Consider the following 14,835-nt stretch of genomic DNA (forward strand, 5'->3'; position numbering starts at 1 on the left):
CCTACTGTCGCGTAACCCTGGCGCGGAGTTGGATGATCGGGCATTATGAGCGGTTTTGGGACGAACTTGGTGCACCAGGACATCCTGTCCTACGTCGCCCTCGGTGACAGCTTCACCGAGGGCATGAGCGACCCCTACCCGGACGGCGGCGGCGCGCCCGACGGCCGCTACCGGGGATGGGCCGACCGTCTGGCCGAACACCTGGCCGACCACGTCGCGGAGGTGCGCTACGCCAACCTCGCGGTGCGCGGCAAGCTCATCGGCCAGATCGCCGAGGAACAGGTCCCCCGGGCGGTGGAGCTCTCGCCGGACCTGATCACGCTGTGCGCGGGCGGCAACGACATCATCCGCCCCGGCAGCGACCCCGACGCCGTGGCCGTGGCCTTCGCCGCGGCGGTGGAGGAGCTCAGCCGGACCGGCGCGCGCATCGTGGTCTTCACCGGGTTCGACACCAACTGGCAGCCCGTGATGCGCCACATGCGCGGCCGGATCGCCACGTACAACATGCACCTGCGGGCCATCGCCGACCGCTACGGCTGCGACGTGGTGGACGTGTGGAGCATGCGGGTCCTGGACGACGCCCGCGCCTGGAGCTGGGACCGCCTGCACCTGTCCCCGGAGGGCCACCGCCGCATGGCGCTGCGCGTGGCCGAGGTGCTCGGGGTGCCCGTGGAGGGCGACTGGAGGCAGCCGTGGCCGCCCGCCGACCCCCGCGACTGGCGCTCCGCCCGCCAGGAGGACCTGCACTGGGCGCGCGAGTTCCTGGTGCCGTGGATCGGCCGCCGCCTCACCGGTCGCTCCTCGGGGGACAACGTCAGCCCCAAACGCCCCAGCCTGGACCCGCTGCGCCGGGACTGACGCCCCGCGGGGCGCCGCGCGCACGACGCGTCGGGGCTCCGGGCGTGGACCCGCCGGGGCAGACAGCCCCGGCCGGGCAGGGATAGTGTTCCGCTCGACGGAGCCCACCGGTCCACAGCGGGGAACCCCCATGCCCGACGAGTCCGCACGGCGGCGCGAGTCCGCACGAGTCCTCAGGACGACACTGCGGAGACTGCGTTGGGAGCGCCTGAAGTTCCGACTGCGGCTCATAGGGCCGCTGCGGTACTACGAGTTCTTCGAGAGCCTCGGGACGGTCGAGGCCCGTTCGGACGAGTCCTACCTGCTGGTGATGGCCTCCCACCCGGGGAACGGGCGGACCCCGCTCCTGCTGACGCCGGGCTACCACTGCCGCTTCGGGCAGTTCGTCAGGGGGACACGGGAGGTCAGGTACGCCGAGATCACCCTGACGGTCGACGACGCGGGCAGGCCCCGGCTGCGCTCGGTCGGCCGCACCCACCCCGGCGACCGGGCCGGATGGCGCGCGATGGTCCGCGACATCCGGGCCCTGTGGAGTACCCGGGGGAGCGGCGCCGCCCACGAGGAGGACACCTTCGAGGCGGCCGTGCGCCGCTACCACGCGCGCTGGCCCTCGCCCCGGCGCGGATCGGGGGCCTCGGCGCGCTCCGGGTCCTCCGAGCCGGGGGAGGGCAACGCCGACGGGAGGTCAGCCGACGGCGCAGCCCGTACCCCGCGGGTGAGCGCCCCCGGCACCGCGCCCCCGCCCTCTTCCGCCCCGCTCGGCGCCGAGGCGTTCACCGCCGCCGTGGTGTGGGGTTCGGAGCGGCCAGCCGACCGCGACTGGCACGTTCGCGCCGTGGTGCGAGACGGGGCCGGGCAGACGTCGGTGGCCCGAGCCTGGGGCGGGGCCCGCCGGAAGCCCGACCTGGTGTGGTTCCAGGACAGGGGGGCGCCCAGACCGATCACGGTGCGCCATGTGCGGCGCGTGCTCGAGTGGGCTTCGCCCTGGGCCGCGGAGCCCGACCTGGTCCCGAACCTGTCCGGTCCGGCGGGCGGCAGACCGGTCTCCCGGCCGTCGGACCCCTCGCCGGAGGAGGGTCCGCTGACCGGTCGGGCGGCTCCCGCCCCCGCGAGCGGCCCGGACGCCGAGCCGCCGGCGCCCGTTCCCGGGAGCGGACCGGATATCGGGGCGAGGGCAACCGTTCCCGAGGACGCCACCGAGGCGGAGCGGGCGGTTCCCGACACCGCGGGCGGCCCGGCCGCCGACGCCCCGCCCTCCGGCGCGGTGCGGCGGGTGTGGGTGCGCCTCAGATACCGGGACGCCGACACCGCGCTCATCTACGTGGACGGCGTCGAGTTGGGTACCCTGTGGCGCGGCGGCGGGTACGGGTGGGAACTGCTGGTGGACGGCTCCGAGCCGGACTACTTCGTGCCCCTGGAGTCCGCCTTCGACCGGACCGACCTCGGCGAGGCCCTGCCCGAGCTGCTGGCCGAGCACTTCGGTGAACCGGTCACCGTGTTCTCGGTCATCACCGAACGGGCCCACCGGCCGTGACGGCCGTCCTGTCTAGGAGCAGTTGGCGCAGGTCCCGAAGACCTCCACGGTGTGCGTCACACCGGTGAAGCCGTACCGGGCGCCCATCTCGGCGGCCCACTTCTCCACCGTGGGCCCCTCGATCTCCACCGCGGTCGCGCACACCCGGCACACGATGTGGTGGTGGTGGCTCTCGGTGCCGCACGCCCGGTAGACGGCCTCGCCCTCGTCGGTGCGCAGCACGTCCACCTCACCGGAGTCGCTCAGCGCCTGGAGCGCCCGGTAGACGGTGGTCAGGCCGATCTTGGAACCGTCGGCGCGCAGGTCCGCGTACAGGTCCTGGGCGCTGCGGAAACCGTCGGAACCGGTCAGCGCCTGGCGGACCGCCTCGCGTCGTGTACTCATGGTCTCACCTTCCCCCGCTCAGTCTGGGGCATCGTACCGGTCGAACTCCCACCGGCGGGATCGGAGACCGCCGCGGAGCGGCGCCCCGAGGTGCGGCGCAGCACGCCGCCGACCGCCACGGCCACGCCGAAGACGGCCAGGGCCAGCAGCACGATCGTCGCGCCGGGGGAGAGTTCGGCGTAGAAGGACGTGGTCAGGCCGCCCACCGAGGACAGCAGTCCGATCAGCACGGCCAGGAGCATCGTCACCCGGAAGCTCTTGGTGAGCTGCTGTGCGGCGGCGACCGGGACGATCATCAGCGCGCTCACCATGAGCACGCCCACCACGCGCATCGCGATCACCACCGTCAGCGCGGCGGTCACGGCCAGCAGCACGCTCAGGAAGCGCACCGGCAGCCCGTGGGCCCGCGCCACCTCCTCGTCCTGGCACAGCACGAACAGCTCGCGGCCGAACACCGCCACCACCGCGATCACCCCGGCGGCGAGCACGCCCACCACCCACAGGTCGGACTCCTCCACCGTGCTCACCGAGCCGAACAGGTAGGAGACCAGCGTGGCGTTGCTCGCCCCGGGCGTGAGCCCGATGAGCAGCACGCCACCGGCGATGCCGCCGTAGAACAGCAGCGCCAGGGCCACGTCCCCGCTGGTGCGGGCGCGCACCCGCACCAGCTCGATGAGGACGGCGCCCAGCGTGGCCACCACGGCCGCGGTGAGCACCGGAGAGGTGCTGGTGAGCAGGCCCAGGGCCACCCCGGTCAGGGCGACGTGGCCGATCCCGTCGCCCAGCAGGGCCAGGCGCCGCTGGACGAGGTAGGTGCCGATGATCGGGGTGACCAGGCCGACGAGCACCGCCGCGACCAGCGCGCGCCGCATGAACTCGTAGTGGAGCAGCTCAGTCACGGCCGGGTACCTCGAGTCGGATCATCTCCGCGGCCGTGGTGCCCGCGGAGTCGGGAGCGTTGGGGTCGGGGTGGGGGTGCTGGTGCTCGTGTCCGGGCCGCGCGCACTCGCCGGTGGGCGCGGGCGCGGCGCCGTCGTGCACCACGCGGCCCGACTCCAGCACCACGGCCCGCTCGATCACGTTCTCCAGCGGGCCCAGTTCGTGCAGGACCAGGACCACGGTCGCGCCGCGCTCGCGCAGGCGGGTGATGGTCCCGGCCAGCGCGCGCTGGTTCTCGGCGTCCACACCGGCCATGGGCTCGTCCATGACGAAGGTGTCGGGCCGACCGGCCAGGGCGCGGGCGATGAGCACGCGCTGCTGCTGGCCGCCGGAGAGCTCGCGCACCGCGTCGCGGCCCCGGTCGGCCAGCCCGACGGTCTCCAGGGCCTCGTCCACGGCCGCGCGGTCGGCACGGGTGGGCAGGGACAGGCGACGGCGCGAGGCGACCTGCCCGGAGGCGACGATCTCGCGGACGGTGGCGGGGACGGCGCCCCCGGCGGTGAGCCGCTGGGGCACGTAGCCGATCCGGCGCCAGGCGCGGAACCTACGCAGTGGGACGCCGTGCACCAGGACCTCGCCGGAGGTCAGGGGCACGATGCCCAGCATCGAGCGCATCAGGGTGGACTTGCCGGAGCCGTTGGGGCCCAGGACGGCCATCGTCTGGCCCGCGGGCACGTCGAGGCTCACACCGTCGAGCACGGGGACGCCGTCGTAGGCGACGCGCGCGTCGACGGCCTGGAAGGCGGGCGGCGCGTCGCCCGCGACGGCCTTGAACTGGTCAGACACCGTTCCATTATCACGAAAACGAAAATGATTGTCAAAATATGGCGGATTCGTGATCTTTTCGGTGTCGTCCTGTCAGTAACCCAGGATCCGCGCCACCGCCAGCACCAGCACGACCACCACCATGAGCACCCGCGCGGCCCGCGGCTGGCCGCCGAGGGAGGGCCAGGTCAGGAACGCCAGCCACGCCACGAACGCGGCGACCAGCAGCAGGCACGCCGCGCCGACCGGGCCGGGCGCCACCAGCCCCGCGATGAACAGTGCGCCCACCACCAGCGGCGCCAACCACCGGGGGCCCTGGTGCAGCCACACGAGCGGCACCGCGCTGCGCTCCTCCACCGCCCTGCGCAGTCCGCCCGTCCTCCTCGCGCGGGGGGAGCCCCCCTCGCGCCGGGGTCGGTCCTGGTCTGGACGCCGCTTCTCGTCACCGTGTTCGGGAGGGGCCATGCTGTCCGTGTCCGCTTCTGGTCCGTGCCGCCGCCGGACAGGCCCGCGCGGGGGCGCGCCCATCCCGAAAAGGTGGGCGGTGGGGCCACCGGGCCTGTGATACTTGTGTCCTGAACCCTAGTGCAGGACCCCGGTCCGCCGCCGGGCGCCGGTGCGGCTGCGCCGAACACCCCCTCCCGTCTTCCGCGCGGCGCACAGCCATCGGTACCGTGTTGACTCTGAGTCACAAAATCCACACCCGCAGTCGTCAGTCGTCTGATGCACGCGGCCAGCGCGCCCAGTCGCCCGCGCGGCCCGTCGAACCCTCCGGAGGGTGTCAACTTCCGTGCCTGAAGCCACTGTCATCGTGACGTTCGACGTCACCGAGCCCCACCTGCAGCACTGCCTCGACTCCCTGGCCCGCCAACGCGACGACGGCGGGACCGGCGAGCCCCGGGCGGACGCGCAGGTGGTCCTGGTCCCCGTCCGCGACGGTGACCGCCTCCGCGCCGACGGCGCCGAGCCCGCGGCCGAGTCCGGCCCCGAGAACACCGACGCCGACAACGGAGGCGACGAGGACGCCGCCGAGAACGCCGAGGGCGACACCCGAGGGGAGGAGAACGAACAGGGGGACGAGGCCGTCGAACCCGCCCGCGAGGACGCGCTCGCCCTCGCCGCCGCGTTCGCCGCCGCGCCGCCGCCCGGCCTCACCGCCACGCTCCTGAACGGCGAACCCGCCCCCGACCGCCCGGCCGCCCGCGCCCGCGGCGCCGCCGCCGCGCACGGCACCCACCTGCTCTTCCTGGAGGGCTCCGACGCCCTCACCGGCTACGCCCTGGCCTACCTCCTGCGCAGCGCGGGCGACACCCGCTCGGACCTGGTCGTCGGCAACGCGTACAGGTTCGACGAGCTGGGCGCCTCCCCGTCCAAGGCGCACCGCAGGTACTGCGGCAGGCACCGCATGGCCGAGGACCCCCGCGCCGTCCCCGGACTCGCCGCCGACGCCACCCTGGGCAACAAGCTCTGGCGCAGGGAGTTCTGGAACTCCCTGCCCGACCACTCCCTGGACCCCGAGGACGCCGACCTGGGCCTGCGCCGGGCCGCCCTGTCCGCGGAGACCGTGGACACCCTGCCCGGCCCCGTCCTGCTCATGCGCCGGCGCGAGGCCGCCCGCCGGCCCCTGGACAAGGCCGCGCTCACCCGGCGCCTCACCGCGATGGGCGACCTCGCCGTCGGACTCGCCAGCGCCGACCGCGAGCTGTGGGACCGCACCCTGCTCGGCGGCGAGCTGCACCAGCTCCTGCTGCGCCTGGACGACGCCGACGAGGAGGCCCGCGAGGCCGTCGTCGACCTGGTCAACGCCTACCTCGACCACGTGCCCGCGCGCCTCCTGCGCGGCCTCAACGTGCTCGACCGCCTCCTGTACCACCTGGTGCGCAAGCGGCGCACGGCCGACGTCCTGGAGGTCGCGACCTTCGCCAAGAGCGTCGAGATCAAGAAGGCCACCGTCGTGCGGCGCGGCCTGGGCTACTACGTCAGCTACCCCTTCTTCGAGTCGCAGGACCCCGACCGGGCGGTGCCGCGCGAGGTGTACCGGCTCGGCGAGGACATCCGGGTCCGCCAGAAGACCGAGGACGTCCGCTGGTCGAACGGGCGCCTGCACGTCAGCGGCCGCGTCGGCATCCGCCACCTGCGCGCCCGCAGACGATGGCAGCAGCACCTGGCGGCCTTCGCGGTCAACACCGCCACCCGCCGCCGTGTCCGCGTGCCCGTGCGGGTGCGGCTCGCCGCCGAGTACCGCCTCCCCGACGTCATCGACGCCGCCCGCCACGACCACGGGGGCTTCACCGTCATCGTCGACCCCCGCAAGCTGCGCTCCTCCGGCGGTTGGGAGCCCGGAGACTGGAAGCTGGAGCTGGTCGTCCTCAACCGCGGGATCACCCGCCGCAGGATCGTCGCCAACCCCGTCCCCGGCCCGCCCGAGCGCCCGGGCTACCACCGCGTGGACGGGGACGTGTGGGTGCGCCCGCACTGGAGCAGGGACCGCCAGCTGCTGATCAGCGTCGAACCGGCCCGCGCGCGCGTGGCCGAGCACCGCTTCGACGCCCGCACCGGTGTGCTGGAGCTGGAGGGCGAACTGGTGTCGGCGCCCGCGGCCGAGGCCACCGGGCTGCGCCTGACCCGCCGCCCCGGCACCGCCGCGCTCACCTACCCGGCCACCGTCCACGGCGGCCGCGTCACCGCCCGCGTACGCGCCGACGAGCTCTTCGACCGCAGCGTCACCGAGTGCGGCGGCGTGATCCGCCAGGAGGAGTGGGACGTCCACCTGGTGACCCCGGACGGGCAGGCCGTCGCCCTGATCCTGCCCGACGAGACGGCCACCGCCGCCTACGCGGCCGAGGACGGCCACCGCGAGCTGGCCGTGCTGCGCACCGCGACCGGTCACCTCAAGCTGCGCGCGGGGCACGCCCGGCCCGTGGTCGACCGCGCCCGCTGGGAGGGCCGCGCCCTGCTGCTGGAGGGGGAGTTCTCCGCCGACGCCGAACTGGACCTGGTCGCCCGGGCGCGCGGCCGCGACGAGGAGCACCCGCTGCGGGTGGAGCGCTCCGGCAGCCGCTTCACGGCCCGCTTCGCCCCCGCCGACGTCCCCACCCTGTCCGGCGAGCTGTCCCTGCCCGCGGGCGCCTACCAGCTGGGGGGCCGGGTCAGCGAGGCCGCCGGGGGCGGCGCCGACGCGACGGACGTGGGCGTGGAGTTCTCCGACGCGCTCATCCCGGGCCTGCCGCTGGAGATGCAGACCGGCGAGCGCGCCTACACCCTCTCCTGCCAGGGGCGCGGTGTCCCCGTGCTCCAGGTGGGCAGCGACCTGCGCCCCGCCGAGCGCGGCACCTTCGCCCAGCGCGAGCTGCGCGAGCGCCACTACCCGGCCCGGCGCCGCGAGCCCGTCACCGAGGGCGTGCTCTTCGACAGCTACACCGGCCGCCAGTACTCCGACAGCCCGCAGAGCGTCTACGCGGAGCTGCGGGGGAGGGCGCGCTGGGCGCAGTACCCGATGTCGTGGCTGGTCGCCGACGGCCAGGTGCGCCTGCCCGACGACCTGACCGCCGTGCGGCACCGGGGCCGGGAGTACTACGAGGCGCTGGCCCGTACCCGCTACCTGGTCACCAACTCCCGCCAGCCCCCGTGGTTCCACCGCCGCCCCGACCAGGTGGTCGTGCAGACCTGGCACGGCTCGATGCTCAAGCGCATCGGCTTCGACGTCGAGAACATCCGCGGCAAGTCGCGCGACTACTTCGACAAGCTCGCCTGGGAGACCGCGCAGTGGGACTACCTGGTCTCGCCGAGCCCGTGGGCGACCCCGATCCTGCGCAGCGCCTTCCGCTTCGAGGGCGAGGTGCTGGAGACCGGCTACCCGCGCAACGACGTCTTCTTCGCCCCCGACCGCGAGGCCGTCGCCGAGCGCACCCGCCGCAGGCTCGGCCTGCCCGAGGGCAGGAAGGTGGTGCTGTACGCGCCGACCTGGCGCGACGACAAGTACTACACGCGCGGCAGGCACAAGCTGGACCTGCACCTGGACCTGCGCCGGATGTACGACAAGCTCGGCGACGACCACGTGCTCCTGGTGCGCAGGCACCCGCGGGTGGTGGACAGCGTGCCGATCGTGGGCAGGGACTTCGTCCACGACGTGTCCCTCTACCCGGAGATCATGGAGCTCTTCCTCATCACCGACGTGCTCGTCACGGACTACTCGTCGATGATGTTCGACTTCGCCAACACCGGGCGGCCGATGCTCTTCTTCACCTACGACCTGGAGAGCTACCGGGACAACCTGCGCGGGTTCTACTTCGACTTCGAGGAGACCGCGCCGGGCCCGCTGCTGACCGAGTCCGACCAGGTGGTCGAGGCCCTGCTCGACATCGACGAGGTGGCCCGGCGCAGCGGGGACGCCTACCGCTCGTTCGTGGAGCGGTTCTGCCCGCTCGACGACGGCCGGGCCGCGGCCCGCGTCGTGGACCGGGTCTTCGGCCGGGAGTGATCCGGGGCCCGTGTCCCGGGGGCCGCGCGTCCCCGGGACACGGCGCCGGGGCGCCCCGGGCCTCCGGGGTCCTTGCGGGGTCCGCACCCCCGGGACGAGGGCCGCCCGGAGCGGGATCCGCGCCTGTGGACAACCGTCCGGGGGCCTCCCGGGTGGGCCACAATGGGACCGTGATCGTCATCACCCGCTACTCCGTGCCCGAGGCCGACACCGCGGCCTTCCAGACCGACGCCGCCACCGCGATCGAGGTGCTCTCCCGCCGCCCCGGCTTCCGAGGCCACCGGGTGGGCCGCGCCGCGGACGACCCCTGCCTGTGGACCGTGGTCACCGAGTGGGACGGCGCCGGCTTCTACCGCAGGGCCCTGTCCGACTTCGACGTCAAGGTCAACGCCGTGCCGCTGCTCTCGCGCGCCATCGACGAACCCACCGCGTTCGAGATCGTGACCGGGGGTGGGGCCCCGACCTGAAGCCCATCCGGGCGGCTTCCGCACGCTTGGGGGCGGTTTCCGCACCTCCAGGGAGGGTTTCCGCACCCCTGAAGAGGGTTGCCGCACCCTCGAAACGTGCGTGCGCGCACCCCTGGTTGCTCTAGCCTGGGTGGACGCGGTCGTCGCTGTTGCCGCTCCCTGGTTTCGGCGGCGCCGCATTTCCACACCAACCGATGTATCGCGCACGCGATCCACCGACACCCAGCCGGATGGAGAGTTCCCCATGGCCGCCAAGTCAGAGGCGATGGACGCACTGGTCAACCTCGCCAAGCGCCGAGGTCTGGTCTACCCCTCCAGCGAGATCTACGGGGGTCTGCGAGCCGCCTGGGACTACGGCCCCCTCGGCGTCGAGCTCAAGAACAACGTCAAGCGCCAGTGGTGGCGCTCCATGGTGCAGGAGCGCGACGACATCGTCGGCCTGGACTCCAGCGTCATCCTGGCCCGCGAGGTCTGGGAGGCCTCCGGCCACGTGACGGCCTTCGTCGACCCGCTCACCGAGTGCCAGTCCTGCCACAAGCGCTTCCGGGCGGACCACCTCGTCGAGGCCTACGAGGAGAAGCACGGCCACGAGCCCGCCGAGGGCCTGGCCGCCATCGCCTGCCCCAACTGCGGCGCCAAGGACTCCTTCACCGAGCCGCGCATGTTCAACGGCCTGCTGCGCACCTACCTGGGCCCGGTCCAGGACGAGAAGGGCCTGGCCTACCTGCGCCCGGAGACCGCCCAGGGCATCTTCATCAACTACAAGAACGTCGAGCAGAGCGCCCGTCGCAAGGTTCCCTTCGGCATCGGCCAGATCGGCAAGTCGTTCCGCAACGAGATCACCCCGGGCAACTTCATCTTCCGGACCCGCGAGTTCGAGCAGATGGAGATGGAGTTCTTCGTCAAGCCCGGCAGCGACGAGGAGTGGCACCAGCACTGGATCGACATCCGCCACCAGTGGTACGTCGACCTGGGCATCGCCAAGGACAACCTGCGTCTGTACGAGCACCCGCAGGAGAAGCTGTCCCACTACTCCAAGCGCACCGTCGACATCGAGTACCGCTTCAACTTCCAGGGCTCCGAGTGGGGGGAGCTGGAGGGCATCGCCAACCGCACCGACTACGACCTGCGGACGCACTCCGAGGCCTCGGGCGTGGACCTGTCCTACTTCGACCAGGAGAGCAACGAGCGCTACATCCCCTACGTCATCGAGCCCGCGGCCGGTGTCGACCGGGCGGTGCTCACGTTCATGCTGGACGCCTACAACGTGGACGAGGCGCCCAACGCCAAGGGCAAGCTGGAGAAGCGCGCCGTCATGCGCCTGGACCCGCGCCTGGCCCCGGTCAAGGCCGCGGTGCTGCCGCTGTCGCGCAACGCCGACCTCTCGCCCAAGGCCCGCGACCTGGCCGCCAGGCTGCGCAAGCGCTGGAACGTGGAGTTCGACGACGCCGGGGCGATCGGCCGCCGCTACCGCCGCCAGGACGAGATCGGCACCCCGTTCTGCGTGACGGTGGACTTCGACACCCTGGAGGACGACGCGGTGACCGTGCGCGAGCGCGACACCATGTCCCAGGAGCGCGTGTCCCTGGACCGCGTGGAGACCTACCTGTTCGAGCGCCTGCCCGGCTGCTAGCCACCGGCGCGGCGAGGGCCGTCCGTCCCCGATCGGGGCGGGCGGCCCTCGTGCTTTCGCGGAGTCCGGACCCTCCGGCGGGGGCTGGCCAGAGCGCGGAACCGGTCGGGTGGAAAGCTCGGTGCCATGGGAAAGATCCACGACTCCATCGGTGACCGGCTCGCGCGCTTCCTCCTCGCCCAACCGGTCTTCTTCGTGGGGACCGCACCGCTCGCCGGGGACGGCCACGTCAACGTCTCACCCAAGGGGATGAGCGGGACGTTCGCCGTGCTCGGCGAGCACCGGGTGGCCTACCTCGACTACACCGGTTCCGGTGTCGAGACCATCGCCCACCTGCGAGAGAACGGCCGGATCGTGCTGATGTTCTGCGCCTTCGACGGGCCGCCGAACATCGTCCGCCTCCACGGCACCGGCCGGGCCGTGCTCCCCGAGGAGCCGGGGTTCGATGAGCTGCGTGCCCACTTCCCCAAGGAACGCGCCCTGGGCCAGCGCGCGGTCATCGTGGTCGACGTCCGGCGTATCTCTGACTCCTGCGGGTTCTCCGTGCCGCTGATGGACCTGCGCGGCGACCGGGACCTGCTGGACCGCTACCAAGAACGCCGCGATCCCGCCTACTTCGACGACCATCGGCTCACCCGCAACTCCGCCAGCGTCGACGGACTGCCGGGCCTTCCGCCGACCGCCTGAGGGGTGGGCTCGGGGCTGAGGGCACGGCGAGACGGCCGGACCCGGGGGGATTGGATTCCGGCCGCCTCTTCGGCCCCCGGCCGCACACGACCGGGGGAACCGGTTCTCAACCTAGCGGTAGGGGGTGCGCGTTACGCGGTCGTTTGGTGTGTCTTGTCCTGTCGTGTGAGCGAATCGTGACACCGGCGGAGACCCAACTCGATACCTCGCTCTTCTATGCCTAGCTCTGCTAGGGTAAATAACCCTAGCGGAACTAGGTATAGGAAGTGCGCGTGCACATCGACAAGGATCTGGTCGCGGCGTCGGCCACACCGCTCGTCCTGGGCATCCTGGCCGAGGGCGAGTCCTACGGATACGCCATCGTCAAACGCGTCAAGGAGCTCTCCGACGGCCGGATGCAGTGGACGGACGGCATGCTCTACCCCCTGCTGCACCGCCTCGAACGCAACGGCTACGTCCGGGCGTCCTGGGGCACGTCCGAGACGGGGCGCCGCCGCAAGCACTACGCCATCACGGAGGCCGGGCTGGAGACGCTGGCCGAGCGGCAGAAGCAGTGGGACGTCGTCGCCGACGCCCTCCAGCAGGTGTGGCAGGCCGCGTCGCGGCCACCGGTCCTCGGGGACGCCGCGGCAGGGGGGATCGCCTGATGAGCGAGGACACACGCGGTGACGTCCTGGAGGAGCAGATCGACCAGTGGCGCGGCTTCGTGCGCCGCCGCCGGGCCATCTCCCCCTCCGACATCGAGGAGATGGAGGACCACCTGTGCGAACAGATCGCCGACCTGGGGGCGAGCGGCCTGGACGACGAGGAGGCCTTCCTCGTCGCGGTCAGGCGCATGGGCAACCTGGACGAGGTGTCGCGGGAGTTCGCGCGCGAGCACTCCCACCGGCTCTGGAAGCAGCTGGTCCTGGTCCCCGAGGCCGAGGACGGGGAGGGCGGCCTCGCGCGCTGGCGCGAACTCGGCGTGGTGATCGCCTTCGCGCTCGGCGCGGGGCTGGCGGTCAAGCTCCTGTTCACGGCGGTCGACGACGAGTTCGCGCAGTTGCGCAACGTCGCCTTCGTGGTGCTCCCGTTCCTGGCGGGGTGGTTCGCCTGGAAACGGCGGGTCACCTGGCGCGTGTGCGCGGCGCTGGCCGCCGTCGCGGCGGTACCGGCCCTGGCCGTGAACCTCTACCCGTTCGAGACGGCCTCCGGGCCGTTCCCGGGCCCCGGCATGACCGCCGTGCTCGCGTTCACGCACGCCCCGGTCCTGCTGTGGCTGCTCGTGGGCGTCCTGCACACGGGCGGGCAGTGGCGGTCCCACGACCGGCGCATGGACTTCGTGCGCTTCGTGGGCGAGCTGGTGATGTACCTGGCGCTGATCGTGCTGGGGTCCGCGGTCCTGGTCGGCCTCACCTTCGGGGTGCTCTCCCTGGTGGAGGTGGACCTGGAACCGTTCATGGAGGACTGGCTGCTGCCGTTCGGCGTGCCCGGCGCGCTCCTGGTGGCCGCGTGGCTGGTGGAGGCCAAGAAGAGCGTGGTGGAGAACATCGCGCCCGTCCTGACCCGGGTCTTCACGCCGCTGGCGGTCCTGATGCTGCTCGCGGACCTGGTGGCGCTCCTGGTGAACGGTCCGCTGACCACGGTGGACCGCGAACTGCTCATCATCATGGACGCCGTTCTGGTGCTGGTCCTGTTCCTGCTGCTGTACTCGGTCTCCGCCCGCGCCCCGCTGTCCCCGCCGGGTGTGTTCGACTGGCTCCAGCTCGCGCTGGTCGGGGCGGCGCTCGCGGTGGACGCCGTCGCGCTGACGGCGATGCTGACCCGTATCGCCGAGTTCGGGTTCACCGCCAACAAGACCGCCGCGCTCGGTCTCAACCTCGTGCTGCTGGTGCACCTGGCGTGGTCGGCGTGGCTGATGGCGGGTTTCGTACGGGGCACCCGCCCGTTCGCCGCGGTCGAACGGTGGCAGACGGCCTACCTGCCGGTCTACGCGGTCTGGGCGGGGCTGGTCGTGCTGGTGTTCCCGCCGGTGTTCGGCTTCGCCTGATCCGGGTGGCGGTCACGCCCCCGTGTGCCGGGTCCCTCGGGGAGGGACCCGGCACACGGGGGCGCGCGGCCTGCGGTCAATGGACCGGGAGACGCGGTGCCTGGCCTTTCAGCCCGTGGTGTGGGCCGCGAAGGGCACCCCCGGTCGCGGTGCCCGGTCTTTCAGCCCGTGGTGTGGGCCGCGAAGGGCACCCCCGGTCGCGGTGCCCGGTCTTTCAACCCGTGGTGTAGACCACGAACGACACCGCGACATAGTGGCAGACGAACGCCGCGATGGTCAGCGAGTGGAAGATCTCGTGGAAGCCGAACCAGCGCGGCGCCGGGTCGGGCCACTTGAGCCCGTAGACCACCGCGCCCACGCTGTAGAGCACCCCGCCCACCAGGATGAGGATCCACGTCGCCGGGTGGGTGCCGCCGATCAGCTGGGGGATGAACAGCACCGCCACCCAGCCGATGGCCAGGTACAACGCGGTGGACAGCCAGCGCGGTGCGTTGAGCCACAGCATCTTGAAGCCGACCCCGGCGATCGCCCCGCCCCAGATCAGCGCCAGCATGGCGGTGCGCAGTGTGCCTTCGAGCACGAGCAGCACGAACGGCGTGTAGGTGCCCGCGATGATCAGGTAGATGTTGGAGTGGTCCATGCGGCGCAGCACCTTCTGCGCGCCCGGCGACCAGTTCCCCACGTGGTAGACCGCCGAGGTGGCGAAGAGCATCACCGCGCTGAGCGCGTACACGGCGCTGGCGATCATGGCGGGCGTGGTGGGGGAGAGGGACACCAGGACGATGCCCGCCGCCAGGGCGAGCGGTGCCGTCCCCAGGTGCAGCCAGCCGCGCAGCCGCGGTTTGACCGCCTCCAGCAGCTCCTCGGCCGCCGCCGCGGCCCTCTCGGGCACGGATGCGTCCGAGGGGGTGCCGGATCCCGGTTTCCGCCCGCCGTCGCGCGGGGCCCCGCGGTCCTTCCGGTCGGCCTCCGTACGCCCGGTACCCCGCGCCTGTTCCTCCGACACGCTGCACTCCTCCATCCCGCGGTCCGCCCCGCTGCGGGCCCACCCGAAGCCTA

Annotated in this window: 13 protein-coding genes; 8 read left to right on the top strand and 5 right to left on the bottom strand. The window is 72.6% G+C overall.

From position 1 onward, the window contains the following. Positions 1–45: 45 nt before the first annotated feature. The gene (locus G011_RS0101595) at positions 46–858 is read left to right on the top strand and encodes an SGNH/GDSL hydrolase family protein (protein ID WP_026337915.1); all 813 of its coding nucleotides are present in this window, start codon (positions 46–48) and stop codon (positions 856–858) included. Between the two features lie 130 nt (positions 859–988). Next, complete coding sequence (locus G011_RS0101600) at positions 989–2,392, top strand: hypothetical protein (protein WP_026337916.1); 1,404 nt, start codon at positions 989–991, stop codon at positions 2,390–2,392. Between the two features lie 12 nt (positions 2,393–2,404). Here the strand turns inward: G011_RS0101600 and G011_RS0101605 are convergent, their stop codons facing one another. The 4 genes from G011_RS0101605 to G011_RS0101620 form a co-directional block, all read right to left on the bottom strand. Next, positions 2,405–2,776: a Fur family transcriptional regulator gene (locus G011_RS0101605; RefSeq protein WP_013151786.1), complete on the bottom strand. Its 372-nt coding sequence runs from the start codon at positions 2,774–2,776 to the stop codon at positions 2,405–2,407. Continuing rightward, the gene (locus tag G011_RS0101610) at positions 2,773–3,675 is read right to left on the bottom strand and encodes a metal ABC transporter permease (RefSeq protein WP_019606926.1); all 903 of its coding nucleotides are present in this window, start codon (positions 3,673–3,675) and stop codon (positions 2,773–2,775) included. The genes G011_RS0101605 and G011_RS0101610 overlap by 4 nt, the downstream gene beginning before the upstream one ends. Next, positions 3,668–4,501 (bottom strand): metal ABC transporter ATP-binding protein, encoded by an 834-nt coding sequence (locus G011_RS0101615; protein ID WP_019606927.1) that lies wholly within the window; start codon positions 4,499–4,501, stop codon positions 3,668–3,670. The genes G011_RS0101610 and G011_RS0101615 overlap by 8 nt, the downstream gene beginning before the upstream one ends. Positions 4,502–4,573: 72 nt before the next feature. Then, positions 4,574–4,945 carry a DUF6703 family protein gene (locus tag G011_RS0101620; RefSeq protein ID WP_026337917.1) on the bottom strand — a complete coding sequence of 124 codons (372 nt, stop codon included), beginning with the start codon at positions 4,943–4,945 and terminating at the stop codon, positions 4,574–4,576. A gap of 325 nt (positions 4,946–5,270) precedes the next feature. Between G011_RS0101620 and G011_RS0101625 the strand changes: the two genes are divergently transcribed. The 6 genes from G011_RS0101625 to G011_RS0101650 all read left to right on the top strand — a co-directional run bounded on the left by G011_RS0101625 (position 5,271) and on the right by G011_RS0101650 (position 13,776). Then, the gene (locus G011_RS0101625; protein ID WP_026337918.1) at positions 5,271–8,960 is read left to right on the top strand and encodes a CDP-glycerol glycerophosphotransferase family protein; all 3,690 of its coding nucleotides are present in this window, start codon (positions 5,271–5,273) and stop codon (positions 8,958–8,960) included. A gap of 170 nt (positions 8,961–9,130) precedes the next feature. Continuing rightward, positions 9,131–9,427, top strand: coding sequence for an antibiotic biosynthesis monooxygenase (locus G011_RS0101630; RefSeq protein WP_026337919.1), 297 nt, complete (start codon positions 9,131–9,133; stop codon positions 9,425–9,427). A 244-nt stretch (positions 9,428–9,671) separates the two neighbouring features. Beyond that, positions 9,672–11,060, top strand: a complete 1,389-nt coding sequence (locus G011_RS0101635; RefSeq protein ID WP_013151792.1) for a glycine--tRNA ligase — start codon at positions 9,672–9,674, stop codon at positions 11,058–11,060. A gap of 126 nt (positions 11,061–11,186) precedes the next feature. After that, positions 11,187–11,747 (top strand): pyridoxamine 5'-phosphate oxidase family protein, encoded by a 561-nt coding sequence (locus G011_RS0101640; RefSeq protein ID WP_019606930.1) that lies wholly within the window; start codon positions 11,187–11,189, stop codon positions 11,745–11,747. A 272-nt stretch (positions 11,748–12,019) separates the two neighbouring features. Beyond that, a complete protein-coding gene (locus G011_RS0101645; RefSeq protein WP_019606931.1) occupies positions 12,020–12,394 on the top strand; it encodes a PadR family transcriptional regulator in 375 nt (124 codons plus the stop codon). Further along, a complete protein-coding gene (locus G011_RS0101650) occupies positions 12,394–13,776 on the top strand; it encodes a permease prefix domain 1-containing protein (protein WP_019606932.1) in 1,383 nt (460 codons plus the stop codon). Before G011_RS0101645 ends, G011_RS0101650 begins: the two co-directional genes overlap by 1 nt. Positions 13,777–13,990: 214 nt before the next feature. Here the strand turns inward: G011_RS0101650 and G011_RS0101655 are convergent, their stop codons facing one another. Next, positions 13,991–14,797, bottom strand: coding sequence for a hemolysin III family protein (locus tag G011_RS0101655; protein ID WP_019606933.1), 807 nt, complete (start codon positions 14,795–14,797; stop codon positions 13,991–13,993). Positions 14,798–14,835: the final 38 nt, after the last annotated feature.

The organism is Nocardiopsis sp. CNS-639, from assembly GCF_000381685.1.
Taxonomy (GTDB): domain Bacteria; phylum Actinomycetota; class Actinomycetes; order Streptosporangiales; family Streptosporangiaceae; genus Nocardiopsis; species Nocardiopsis dassonvillei.

What these genes read in the sequence shown, in the direction of transcription:
- G011_RS0101595 (WP_026337915.1), top strand. Translation starts at nt 46, where the DNA reads ATGAGCGGTTTTGGGACGAACTTGGTGCACCAGGACATCCTGTCCTAC.
- G011_RS0101600 (WP_026337916.1), top strand. Translation starts at nt 989, where the DNA reads ATGCCCGACGAGTCCGCACGGCGGCGCGAGTCCGCACGAGTCCTCAGG.
- G011_RS0101605 (WP_013151786.1), bottom strand. Translation starts at nt 2,776, where the DNA reads ATGAGTACACGACGCGAGGCGGTCCGCCAGGCGCTGACCGGTTCCGAC.
- G011_RS0101620 (WP_026337917.1), bottom strand. Translation starts at nt 4,945, where the DNA reads ATGGCCCCTCCCGAACACGGTGACGAGAAGCGGCGTCCAGACCAGGAC.
- G011_RS0101635 (WP_013151792.1), top strand. Translation starts at nt 9,672, where the DNA reads ATGGCCGCCAAGTCAGAGGCGATGGACGCACTGGTCAACCTCGCCAAG.
- G011_RS0101640 (WP_019606930.1), top strand. Translation starts at nt 11,187, where the DNA reads ATGGGAAAGATCCACGACTCCATCGGTGACCGGCTCGCGCGCTTCCTC.
- G011_RS0101650 (WP_019606932.1), top strand. Translation starts at nt 12,394, where the DNA reads ATGAGCGAGGACACACGCGGTGACGTCCTGGAGGAGCAGATCGACCAG.
- G011_RS0101655 (WP_019606933.1), bottom strand. Translation starts at nt 14,797, where the DNA reads ATGGAGGAGTGCAGCGTGTCGGAGGAACAGGCGCGGGGTACCGGGCGT.